11 protein-coding genes and 1 pseudogene are annotated in these 11,511 nt (G+C 67.1%); 3 read left to right on the forward strand and 9 right to left on the reverse strand.

From position 1 onward, the window contains the following. Window positions 1-45: 45 nt before the first annotated feature. The 3 genes from gap to tkt all read right to left on the reverse strand — a co-directional run bounded on the left by gap (window position 46) and on the right by tkt (window position 3,991). Complete coding sequence (gene gap, locus ASE31_RS06740; protein WP_057200738.1) at window positions 46-1,044, reverse strand: type I glyceraldehyde-3-phosphate dehydrogenase; 999 nt, start codon at window positions 1,042-1,044, stop codon at window positions 46-48. A 27-nt stretch (window positions 1,045-1,071) separates the two neighbouring features. Then, the gene (locus ASE31_RS06745) at window positions 1,072-1,776 is read right to left on the reverse strand and encodes a hypothetical protein (RefSeq protein WP_057200739.1); all 705 of its coding nucleotides are present in this window, start codon (window positions 1,774-1,776) and stop codon (window positions 1,072-1,074) included. Window positions 1,777-1,933: 157 nt separating this feature from the next. Continuing rightward, window positions 1,934-3,991 carry a transketolase gene (gene tkt / locus ASE31_RS06750; protein ID WP_057200740.1) on the reverse strand — a complete coding sequence of 686 codons (2,058 nt, stop codon included), beginning with the start codon at window positions 3,989-3,991 and terminating at the stop codon, window positions 1,934-1,936. Between the two features lie 136 nt (window positions 3,992-4,127). Between tkt and ASE31_RS06755 the strand changes: the two genes are divergently transcribed. Both ASE31_RS06755 and ASE31_RS06760 read left to right on the forward strand, forming a co-directional pair. Continuing rightward, a complete protein-coding gene (locus ASE31_RS06755; RefSeq protein ID WP_057200741.1) occupies window positions 4,128-4,529 on the forward strand; it encodes an S-adenosylmethionine decarboxylase family protein in 402 nt (133 codons plus the stop codon). Then, a complete protein-coding gene (locus ASE31_RS06760; protein WP_057200742.1) occupies window positions 4,526-5,284 on the forward strand; it encodes a nucleotidyltransferase family protein in 759 nt (252 codons plus the stop codon). The genes ASE31_RS06755 and ASE31_RS06760 overlap by 4 nt, the downstream gene beginning before the upstream one ends. Window positions 5,285-5,293: 9 nt before the next feature. Here ASE31_RS06760 and ASE31_RS06765 read toward each other — a convergent pair whose 3' ends face one another. The 5 genes from ASE31_RS06765 to ASE31_RS06785 form a co-directional block, all read right to left on the reverse strand. Beyond that, window positions 5,294-6,052, reverse strand: coding sequence for a hypothetical protein (locus tag ASE31_RS06765; RefSeq protein WP_057200839.1), 759 nt, complete (start codon window positions 6,050-6,052; stop codon window positions 5,294-5,296). 111 nt (window positions 6,053-6,163) lie between these two features. Next, the gene (locus tag ASE31_RS06770) at window positions 6,164-7,876 is read right to left on the reverse strand and encodes a flotillin family protein (protein ID WP_057200743.1); all 1,713 of its coding nucleotides are present in this window, start codon (window positions 7,874-7,876) and stop codon (window positions 6,164-6,166) included. Between the two features lie 50 nt (window positions 7,877-7,926). Further along, the gene (locus tag ASE31_RS06775) at window positions 7,927-8,559 is read right to left on the reverse strand and encodes a YqiJ family protein (protein ID WP_057200744.1); all 633 of its coding nucleotides are present in this window, start codon (window positions 8,557-8,559) and stop codon (window positions 7,927-7,929) included. Further along, on the reverse strand, window positions 8,556-9,230 hold the full coding sequence (locus ASE31_RS06780) for a PspA/IM30 family protein (protein ID WP_057200745.1): 675 nt from the start codon (window positions 9,228-9,230) through the stop codon (window positions 8,556-8,558). The genes ASE31_RS06775 and ASE31_RS06780 overlap by 4 nt, the downstream gene beginning before the upstream one ends. Before the next feature lies 1 nt (window position 9,231). Then, a complete protein-coding gene (locus tag ASE31_RS06785) occupies window positions 9,232-9,741 on the reverse strand; it encodes a hypothetical protein (protein WP_057200840.1) in 510 nt (169 codons plus the stop codon). A 148-nt stretch (window positions 9,742-9,889) separates the two neighbouring features. On the opposite strand from ASE31_RS06785, the gene ASE31_RS06790 reads away from it, so the two are divergent. Further along, complete coding sequence (locus ASE31_RS06790) at window positions 9,890-11,287, forward strand: aminopeptidase P N-terminal domain-containing protein (RefSeq protein WP_057200746.1); 1,398 nt, start codon at window positions 9,890-9,892, stop codon at window positions 11,285-11,287. A gap of 103 nt (window positions 11,288-11,390) precedes the next feature. On the opposite strand, the pseudogene ASE31_RS30875 reads toward ASE31_RS06790, so the two are convergent. Beyond that, window positions 11,391-11,511: pseudogene (locus ASE31_RS30875) on the reverse strand (DUF4148 domain-containing protein); the annotation flags it as partial.

Consider the following 11,511-nt stretch of genomic DNA (forward strand, 5'->3'; position numbering starts at 1 on the left):
GGCAACCCCTGCGGGCTGCCGGCCTTGATCAGAAGCGGAAGCGGGTTACTTGGCCACCACGCGCACCATTTCCAGGCACTTGTTCGAGTAGCCCCATTCGTTGTCGTACCAGCTGACGATCTTCACGAAGGTGCCATCGAGCGCGATGCCGGCGTCGGCATCGAAGATCGAGGTGCGGGTATCGCCGCGGAAGTCTGTAGCCACCACCTTGTCTTCGGTGTAGCCCAGCACGCCCTTGAGCGCGCCTTCGGACTGGGCCTTCATCTCGGCCTTGATCTCTTCGTAGGTGGCGGGGTTCTCCAACTCCACCGTCAGGTCGACCACGGAGACGTCGCTGGTGGGCACGCGGAAGGACATGCCGGTCAGCTTCTTGTTCAGCGCAGGGATCACCACGCCCACGGCCTTGGCAGCGCCGGTGCTCGAAGGGATGATGTTCTCCAGGATGCCGCGGCCGCCGCGCCAGTCCTTGTTGGAGGGGCCGTCCACCGTCTTTTGCGTGGCGGTGGCAGCATGCACCGTGGTCATCAGGCCGCGCTTGATGCCCCACTTGTCGTTGAGCACCTTGGCCACGGGGGCCAGGCAGTTGGTGGTACACGAGGCGTTGGAGACGATTGCCTCGCCCTTGTAGCTGGTGTGGTTCACGCCGTACACGAACATGGGGGTGTCGTCCTTCGAAGGCGCCGACAGGATGACCTTCTTCGCGCCGGCGTCCAGGTGCTTCTGGGCCGTGACCTTGTCCAGGAACAGGCCCGTGGATTCGATCACCACGTCCGCGCCGACCTCGTTCCACTTCAGGTTGGCGGGATCGCGCTCTTGCGTCAGGCGGATCTTCTTGCCGTTGACGATCAGCGTATTGCCTTCCACCGAGACTTCGCCCTTGAAGCGGCCGTGCACCGAGTCGTACTGCAGCATGTACGCCAGGTACTCGGGCTCCAGCAGGTCATTGATCGCAACGACTTCGATGTCGCTGAAATTCTGGATGGCGGAGCGCAGCACGTTGCGGCCGATGCGGCCAAAGCCGTTGATGCCAATCTTGATCGTCATTTCCAAGGTTCTCCAAACGTTAAGGAATCATGGTTGACACTGCGCCGCCTGCGCGAATGTCGAGAGGTATCCCAGGCGCTGCACCGAGGGGGTGGGCTGCGTCTGGTAGAAGTAGACACTGGGCTGGTCGAAGGTGGGTACGGCCGTGTCGGCACCCAGGCACATGGTGCCGTTGGCATAGCAGCGCAACTGGAAAGGCGATACGGTGGCCGTGCCGGTGGGCGTGGTCAGCAGCTGCGGGAAGCTTTTCTCGGCCCAGTCAAGCACGCAGTCCAGCGGCGTCGAGATGCCCGTGCCGTGCAGCGGGTACGTCGCCAGCGCCCCGCCAGCGCGCGACTGGACGATGAACTGGGAAATGCGCGCCCCGGGGGCGGTGGGGGTGAAGGCCACCAGAGTCGAGCAGCCCTGGTTGGGCTGCAGCACGGCGTTGGAGCAGCCGTCCGAGCCGGCCGGGATCAGGAAGTCCCCCTGCGCAACGACCGGGCAGCCAATGCCAGCGCAGGTCGCCAGGGCCGCACCGCTGGAAATCAACGTGCCCAGCTGCAGCGGCGCACTGCTGCGGTTGAACACCGAGAAGTACTGCGTGGAAAACGTGGCATTGAGCGGGACCTTGCCGAAATTGTGGCCCGCTGGCGGATCGGTGATCTCCACCTGGGCCTGTGCCGACAGGCAGGCCAGCGACAGCACGGCCAATGCGGCCAGCGACTTGCGGGGGAACAGGGTCGGGATCATGGCAGCTCCTTCAAAAAAGGGGGACGTCAATGAAAACGACTAGCGTGCCGGCCACATGTAACGGCGTCAAGCATGCAAAGAGGCCGCAACGTGCTGTAAGTCACGCGAAACCTCTGCATATTTGCACAATGTTACGTTCCTGCCCCGCCGCGCCCTGTCAGCGGCCGCCCTTGAGCACGGCCTGCACGGTGGCAGCCACGTTCTCTTCGGTGAAACCGAAGTGCTTGAACAGCACCGGTGCCGGAGCCGATTCGCCGTAGGTATCGAGACCCACGACGGCGGCGCAGCCATACTTCCACCAGCCATCGGTCACGCCCATTTCCACCGCCACGCGGGGGATGCCCGCGGGCAGCACAGACTTCTTGTACTTGGCGTCCTCGCGGTCGAAGGTCGTGTTGCTCGGCATGGAGACCACGCGCACGGCGATCTTGCGGTCGGCCAGCAGGCGCTGGGCCTTCAGCGCCAGCTGCACTTCGGAGCCGGTGGCGATGATCACCGCCACGGCCTTCTTCTTGAGGCCCACATCGGTCGGCTCGCTGAGCACATAGGCGCCGCGGCTGATGTCGCCCAGGTCGCGCTTGGGTGCGTAGGGCAGGTTCTGGCGCGACAGCAGCAGTGCAGTCGGCTTGTCCTTGTTTGTCAGCGCCACGCTCCAGGCCACGGCGGTTTCGGCCGTATCGCCCGGGCGCCACACGTCCAGGTTGGGGATCAGGCGCAGGCTGGCGGCATGCTCCACCGACTGGTGGGTCGGGCCGTCCTCGCCCAGGCCGATGGAGTCGTGCGTGAACACGTGGATCACGCGCTGCTTCATCAGCGCGGCCATGCGGATGGCGTTGCGGCTGTAGTCGCTGAAGGTCAGGAAGGTGCCGCCGTACGGAATGAAGCCGCCGTGCAGCGCAATGCCGTTCATGATCGCGGCCATGCCGAATTCGCGCACGCCGTAGTTGATGTGGCGCCCGCCGATCTTCTTGCCTTCGGCCACTTCGGTCTGCACCACGTTGCCCTGCATGTCGAAACGCAGGTTGGGCGTGCTCTTGGTGTTGGTGAGGTTGGAGCCGGTCAGGTCGGCGCTGCCGCCGAGCAGCTCGGGCAGGGCGGCGGTGAAGGCTTCCAGTGCCAATTGGCTGGCCTTGCGGCTGGCCACGGTCTCGCCCTTGGTATGGGCGGCGATCACGGTGTCCACGGCCACCTGGGCGAAGTTGGCGGGCAACTGGCCCTGCATGCGGCGTGTGAGCTCGGCAGCCAGCTCGGGGAAGGCGGCGGTGTAGGCGGCAAAGCGCTCGTTCCAGGTCGCTTCAGCGGCCTGGCCGGTGTCCTTGGCGTTCCAGGCGGCGTACACGTCGTCAGGGATGCTGAAGGGTTCGTGGCTCCAGCCCAGGGCTTCGCGGGTCAGCGCGATTTCCTCGGCGCCCAGAGGCTCTCCGTGGGCCTTGGCGGTGTTGGCGCGGTTCGGGCTGCCCTTGCCGATGTGCGTCTTGCAGACGATCAGGGTGGGGCGCTCGCCCTGTTTCTTGGCTTCGGCGATGGCGGCGGTGACCTTTTCGGCGTCGTGGCCGTCGATGGGGCCGATCACGTTCCAGCCGCTGGCCACGAAGCGCAGGGGCGTGTTGTCGGCGAACCAGGGGGCGACCTGGCCGTCGATGCTGATGCCGTTGTCGTCGTACAGCGCGATCAGCTTGTTGAGCTTCCAGGCGCCGGCCAGCGACACGGCCTCATGGCTGATGCCTTCCATCAGGCAGCCGTCACCCAGGAAGACGTAGGTGTTGTGGTCCACGACGGCATGGCCTTCGCGGTTGAACTCGGAGGCCAGCAGTTTCTCGGCCAGGGCAAAGCCCACGGCGTTGGTGATGCCCTGGCCCAGCGGGCCGGTGGTGGTTTCCACGCCGGGCGTGATGCCTACTTCGGGATGGCCGGCGGTCTTGCTGTGCAGTTGGCGGAAGTTCTTGAGCTCGCCGATGGGCAGGTCGTAGCCCGTGAGGTGCAGCAGCGCGTACAGCAGCATGGAGCCGTGGCCATTGCTCAGCACGAAGCGGTCGCGGTCGAACCATTGGGGGTTGGTCGGGTTGTGCTTGAGGTGGCGACCCCACAGGGCCACGGCCATGTCGGCCATGCCCATCGGGGCGCCGGGGTGGCCTGAGTTGGCTTGTTGTACGGCGTCCATGGCCAGCGCGCGGATCGCGTTTGCCATTGGTTGGTTTTGCAGGGTGTTGGCCATGGAAGGGCGGCTCCGGGTGGGGGAGGTTCAGGGGAAACCCGGCATTTTACCGGTGCGCGCCCCGGGGCCCGCCGGCAGGCCCCGCGAAGCCCCGCCAACCGGCCACGGCAAGCGCCAATGCACTACAGTGCAAGCCATGCAAGGACTGCACCTCACCGCCGATCTCCATGGCTGCCTCTGCGCCCCCGAATGGCTGCTGGACGCCGCCGCCCTGGGCCGTGCCTGCACGGACGCCGTGCGCGCTGCGGGCCTGCAGCCCGTGGGCCAGTTGTTCCATGGGTTTCCCGCCACGGAGCAGGGGCCGGGCGGGGTCACCGCCACGGTGCTGCTGGCCGAATCGCACCTGTGCGTGCACACCTGGCCCGAGCAGCGCGCCGTGACGCTGGACGTCTACGTCTGCAATTTTGGCGCCGACCATTCGGGCAAGGCGCGCGCGCTCATGGATGCGCTGCTGGCCCTGTTCGAGCCCGCCAGCGTGCAGCGCCACGAGCTGCAGCGCGGTGCCGTGGGTGTCGCGGCGATGGATGCCTCGGCATGAGCGCCGCAGCCCAGGTCCCGGCCCTGCTGCTGGCCGCCGGCCGCGGCGAGCGCATGCGCCCGCTGACCGACACCACCCCCAAGCCCCTGCTGCCGGTGCAGGGCCAGCCGCTGCTGGTATGGCACCTGCAGGCCCTGGCCGAGGCCGGCGTGGGCGAGGTGGTGATCAACACCGCCTGGCTGGGCGAGCAGATCGAAGCCCACTGTGGCACCGCCTTCGGCACGCACCACTCACGCCGGGGCAACCACCGGATCGAGATCGCCTACTCCCGCGAGGGCCGCGACTTCGGCGGCGCGCTGGAGACGGCGGGTGGCATTGCGCGCGCGCTGCCGCTGGTGGAGTCGGACGTGTTCTGGCTCGCGGCCGGGGACGTGTACGTGCCGGACTTCGTGTTCGATGCGAAGGCAGTGCAAGCCTTCAAGGCCAGCAGGCAGCTGGCCCACCTGTGGCTGGTGCCCAACCCGGAGCACCATCCACGCGGCGATTTCGGCATGTCGCCCGAGGGGCTGGCGCTGAACCTGCCGGCCGATGACCCGGCGCTGCGCTACACCTACAGCACCATCGCGCTGCTGCATGCCGAGTTGTTTTTCACGCCTTGGTGCGACATTCCGGTCGGAAACCCCGGGGGTGAGAAGGCGGCTCTGGCGCCGCTGCTGCGCCGGGCCATGGACGCGGGCCGCGTGGGCGCCTCGCTCTACAACGGCCGCTGGACCGACGTGGGTACCCCCGAGCGTCTGGCAGAACTCAACCGCTGAACCAGAGGCTCACTGCCCCGGGCTGGGGGTTCCCGCATGGGCGGGTTGCACGGTGATGGCCGGGCCGTTCTCGCAGGCACGCAGCAGCCATTCGCTGGGCCGAAAGCGCGCCTCGGGCCCATCGGGCGCAGGCTTGCCGACTTCCGCCTGCACGTCGTAGGGGATAGGCGGTACCTGGAACACGGCCACCTGTCCCTTGCGGCAGGCCAGTGCCGGCACCAGCTTGTGCACCACCCAACCCTGGGTGTTGCTGTCGAACCGGTAGACCGGGCCCAGGGTCTGGTCCTGTGCCAGTTCCAGGCGCATGGGGGTGATCTGCAGTGCGCTCGCCCAGGCACCGGCAATCTCCACGGGCTGCGCAAAGCGCACCGATTCCAGTCCATGCAATGCAACCGGCTTGCCAGGCTCGCCCTTGTCGAACGGATCGGTGCGGTTGACGAGGCTGCCCGCCGGGATCAGCAGTTCGCCGTACTGGAAGTCCTGCGGCAGCACGAACCGCTCCCTGCTGGCACGAACGACGGCTCCGTCCAGCCGTGCCTGCCGGGCGCTGTTCGCCAGGTACCACTGCAGCACGATCAGGGCATTGCAGAGGACGGCCACGGCACACAGCACCTGGAGTGCGCGCCGGGTGAGCAGCCACTTGTGCGGGACGTTGATCCAGCGTGCGTAGACGCCGTAGGCCAGCAGGGCTGCGGTCAAGACCAGGCCCAGCAAGGGCAGCAGCATGGTCAGGATGAAATTCAGCAGGGACGCAAGCAGGTTGAGCATGGTGCTTGAGTCTGCCACGCCCATGGGCTGGGCCGCCTGGCTGCAGGGCTTTGCGTGGCGCACAAGCCACGCGGGGCTGTGCGCCGAGCCCGGCCAAGCCGGGCTACCGGATCACTCGGCGGCGTGGCTGGCAGGCGCCGGCGCGGTCTGCGGCGGGTTGCCCAGCATGCCGGCCAGGCTGTGCGCCAGGCCGGTGATGCCTTCGTTGGACAGGCCCGCGTCCTTCATCACCGCGTCCACGATGGGCTTGGCGATCTGGTACTGCAGGGCCGAGTTCATGACCTGCTCGGGAAAGGTGCCCTGTGCCCCACTGCCGCCTTGCCCCGTACCATGGCCTCCCGAGCCGCCGGGCAGACCGCCCACCTGCACGATGCGGATCGAGTCGATCTTCTCCATCGGGCGCACGGCCTGCTGGATGATCAGCGGCAACTGCTGCAGCAGCAGGCTGCGCACCTGCAGGTCCACCTGCGCGGCCGACAGGGTGTTGAGCGCCTCGTTCAGCGCGCGCTTGCCTTCGGCTTCGGCCAGGGCTGCCGCCTGGCGCGCGCGGGCCTCGATGGTGATGGCCTCGGCACGGTCCAGGGCGGCCTCCTTCTCGGCCGATGCCGAGACCTTGACCGAGATGGCGCTCTGCTCGGCGTCCTTGGATGCCTCGATCAGCTGGATGTTCTTGTCGCGTTCGGCCACGGCCACCTGGCGCGCGGTGTTCACGGCTTCCTCGGCCTTCACGGCCTCGGCGCGCGCCAGGTTGGCGGCGGCGTCGGCATCGGACTGTTCGCGCGACTTGTTGGCAATCGCGATCTGCGTGTCCTGGCGCGCGATCTCCACCTGCTTGCGTTGTTCGGCGCGCTTGGTCTCGGTGTGGCGCTCCAGTTCGATCTCGCGCGTCTGGATCACCAGGTTCTTCTCGATCTCGGCGGCCTTGATCTCGCGCTCGGCCTCGATGCGCTTTTGGCTCACCTGGCGCTCGGCCTCGATCTTGGCGGCCTCGGCTTCACGGCTGCGCTCGGCTTGCTGCGTGGCGATCAGCGCGGCCTGCTCGGCGCGGGTGTTCTCGATTTCGCGCTTTTGCGACAGCGAGGCGAACTCCTGGTCCTTCTCGATGGTGAGCTTCTGGCGCGTGGCCTCCAGGTCCTTGGTGCGCACCTGCACCTCGGTGTCCTGCTCCACGTCGTTGCGTTGCTTGCGGCGGGCTTCGGTCTGTTCGGTCAGGCGCGTCAGGCCCTCGGCGTCAAAGGCGTTGTTGGGGTTGAAGAACTGCTTGTCGGTCTGGTCCAGGCTGGTCAGCGACACGGATTCGAGCTCCAGCCCGTTCTTCTCCAGGTCTTCGGCCACGGCGTTCTGCACGGCCTGCACGAAGTCGCGGCGCTTGTCCTGCAGCTCCTGGATGGTCATCGTGGCAGCCGTGGCGCGCAGCGAATCCACGAACTTGTCTTCCACCAGCGCCTTGAGTTCCTCGGGGCTCATGGTGCGCGCGCCCAGGGTCTGGGCGGCGATGCTCACGGCTTCCTCGGTCTGCTTGACGCGCACGAAGAAGGCCGCCGTCACGTCCACGCGCATGCGGTCCTTGGTGATCAGGCTTTCCTTGGCGCGGCGCACCACTTCGAGCTTCAGGGTGTTCATGTTCACCAGCACGCGCTCGTGGAACACCGGCAGCAGGATGGCGCCGCCGTCCATGATGACCTTCTGGCCACCCAGGCCGGTGCGCACGAAGGCGGTTTCCTTGGTGGAGCGCTTGTACAGGCGCGCAAAGACGATGCCGATGGTCAGCAGCGCCAGCAGGGCAATGGCGGCGATTACGCCCAGTTCGAACAGGTTGGTCATTTCTCGGTGGCTCCCTCGGTTGGTGTTGGTATGGTGCTGGGAATGTGCGGCTACATCAAGCCCGGGTGCGGGTTGGCGATGCAGCGGTAGAAGGCCCCGGCCTTGCGCACGATGAGGATCTGCGCGCCTTCGTCGAAGACCTCGTCGTCCAGGTCGGGCTCCACCATCAGGTAGTGGGTGCGGCCATGGGCGTCGCGCACGCGCGCCTGGGCCGCCAGGCCACGGCGTGCCGCCCCGGCGGAGACAACGCCGTGCCGCCCGATCAGCGACATCTCGCTCACGGCCGAGGTCTCGTCGCGCGGAATGATGTGCGCGATCAGCGCGCCCAGGCTGCGCACAGTGGCCATGCCGGGCGCCACGGCCACCAGGCCCGCCAGCCACACGGGCAGGTAGCCGCCCAGCATGCCATGGGCCACCTTCTGCAGGCTGTAGCCGAAGATGGCATAGCCCATGAGGAACAGCACCAGCAGCACCAGCGAGGGCACCTTGCCGATATACAGCCAGCCCAGCACCCGGTCCAGTCCGGTGTCACCGTCGATGTCGGGCAGCAGGTCGTCGAGCCAGTTGCTCGGGCTCAGCGAGACCAGCATGCCCAGGCCTTCGATCAGCGCGATGCCGACGATGAGCGCAAAGGCCACGCCGAAGGGCCAGGTCTCCGGAGCAGTGAACAGGCCGACGATCACGGCTGGCCCGTCTTCAAACGTGCCATGCGCTCGGCGATCTTGTGGTCGCGCACCAGGTCATCGAGCTCCTTGAGCTTGGCGGCCTGGTCCAGCGTGTGGCTGCGGTCGGTGCCCGACAGGCCGGTCTGGCGCGCATACAGGCGGTCGAAGGCGCCGGTGACGGCGTCCATGCGGCTGGCAGGGCTGGCGCTGCCCGGTGCTGCTGCAGCGGGGGCTGGCGCCGCACTGGCACGGCTTTGGCGAAAGCCTTCGAGGGCATCGGCCATCTCGCGCTGCTTGGCCAGCAGGGCGGCCACATAGCCCGTGAGTTCGCTCTCCTGCCGGGCGAAGTCGGCCAGGGTGGTCTCCAGCACCGGGATCTGCGCCTCGATGTCGAGCTGGCGCGCCACCGCAGCGCGCGCCAGGTCTTCGCGGCCGGCCGCCAGTGCCTGGTCGATCTGCTCCGCGAGTTTGCCGTGCTGTCCGTTGAGGTGGGCATGCTGCTGCTGGGCCAGGTGGCGGTTGGCACTGGTGCGGCCGAGCTCATGGCGCACTTCGCCGATCACGGTGTCGGCCTCGCGCAGCGATTGCTCCATCACCGCCAACGGGGCATGGTTCTCCAGGTGGTCCACCAGCGCATGCACGCTGCCGGCGATGATGCGGCCGACGCGTGTCTTGAGCGAATCTGCCATCTCAGGCTCCTTTCGAAAGAGGGGATTGAATGGTCTGGGCCAGCTCCAGGGTCGCGGCGGCATGGCGCTGTACGACGCCTGGATCGTACGCGCTGGCCTGCGCGGTGGTTGCCTGGCGCAGCAGCATCTCACTGAGCGCAAAGCCCCGGCGCACCAGCAGGTCTTCGAGCCGCGCGGCCTCCTGCTCCGAGGCCGGGGCGTTGCTCACGACGATGGCCAGGCAGGTCGTGACATGGTCGAGCATGGCGTTGAGCACGTCCGAATGCCGACCCGTCTGGCCCTCGGTGCGCACCAGGGAGTCGCGCAACCGGCCCGTGGTGTCGCGCGCCCAGGCATGGGCGGCCACGTAGTCCAGCGCACCGTCGTGGTGGCGCTTGAGCTGGCCCAGCAGCACCCGCAGCTTGTCGCTGTTGGTGGTCGCACCCTCCACCTGCAGCTGCGCCAGCCAGAGGTAGAGGTCGCTCGGTATCCGTGCGGAGAGGGGCTCCATCGTGGTGGAGGTGGTGACCATGGCGTCCATCCCGAAGTGGTTTGAATGCGATAGTATTCATATGAATACGTTTGTCAACGGCCAGATGCGCTGTTGGGTTTTTGGAACTGTTTGCAAGGTGGATGGCCTGTGGCCAGGAGGGACAGCCGATTCGCGATAAAAATGGCGGATGAACTCACCGTCCTCGCATTTGCTTTATGCCCAGCGCCGCGCGCGCCTTGCTGCCCAGCTGGGTGCGGGGGGCATTGCCATCGTGCCCACGGCCCCCGAGTACCCGCGCAACCGCGACACCGACTTCCTGTACCGCCACGACAGCTACTTCTACTACCTGACCGGTTTTGCCGAAGCGGGGGCTTGCCTGGTGATCACGGCCGAGGGGCAGAGCACGCTGTTCTGCCGCCCCAAGGACCTGGAGCGCGAGATCTGGGACGGCTACCGCCTGGGCCCGGAGGCGGCGCCTGGTGTGCTCGGGATGGACGCGGCCCATTCCAGCGCTGTGCTCGATGCACAACTGCCCCGCCTGCTCGAGAACCGCCAGAGCGTGTGGTACCCGCACGCCATCCACAACGGCCTGGCCGCGCGCGTGGAAGGCTGGCTCAATGCCGTGCGGGCGCGGGTGCGCTACGGCGCGCAGTGCCCAGCCGTGCAGCAGGACCTGTGCGGGCCGCTCGACGAGATGCGCCTCATCAAGGACGCGCACGAGCAGGACATCATGCGCCGCGCCAGCCAGATCAGCGCCCAGGGCCACATCCGCGCCATGCAGCGCTCGGCCCGCATGCTGCGTGCCGGCGAGGACGTGCGCGAATACCACCTCGACGCCGAGTTGCTGCATGCCTTCCGCGATGGCGGTTCGCAGTACCCGGCCTACGGCTCCATCGTGGCGGCCGGTGCCAACGCCTGCGTGCTGCACTACCGCGCCGATGCCGCTCCCGTGCGCGACGGCGAGCTGGTGCTGATCGATGCCGGCTGCGAGCTTGACGGCTATGCCAGCGACATCACGCGCACCTTTCCGGCCAATGGCCGCTTCACCGGGCCGCAGCGCGCGCTGTACGACCTGGTGTTGGCCAGCCAGGTCGCGGCCGTGGACGCCACCCGTGCCGGCGCCCGCTTCAACGACCCGCACGACGCCACGATCACCGTGCTGGCGCAGGGCTTGCTGGACCTGGGCCTGCTCGACGCCAACAAGGTGGGCACGGTGCAGGATGTGATCGACAAACGCGCCTACTTCCCGTTCTACATGCACCGCACCAGCCATTGGCTGGGCATGGATGTGCATGATTGCGGCAGCTATGTGGAGCCCGGCGAGGCCGAAAAAACCACCGAGCGCAAGGACCCGCTCTCGGGAGAAACCATCCTCAATCGCCCGAGCCGCGTGCTGCAGCCCGGCATGGTGCTGACCATCGAGCCGGGCCTGTACGTGCGCGCGGCCGAGGGCGTGCCCGCGCAGTTCCACGGCATCGGCATCCGCATCGAGGACGATGCCATCGTCACTGCCACCGGTTGTGAGCTGATCACGCGCGGCGTGCCGGTGGATGCGGACGAGATCGAGGCGCTGATGCGCGCTTGATGCTATTTGTACTAGTACAAAACAATACAAACGGGCTCCCAAGGGAGCCCGTTTGTATTGGATGCACATGCCTTTGCGAGAAGGCTTGTGCCTGACCGTGAATTTACATCGAGCCGATTTCGCCCGAAGAAATCTGGCCCGTGCGCACGGCATCAGCGGCGGCGGCACGCACCGCAGCACGGTCAGCCGTCGACTTGTAGGTCACCACACGCGAACCAGCGGGT

The sequence above is a fragment of the Acidovorax sp. Root217 genome, assembly GCF_001428645.1.
GTDB lineage: Bacteria > Pseudomonadota > Gammaproteobacteria > Burkholderiales > Burkholderiaceae_C > Acidovorax.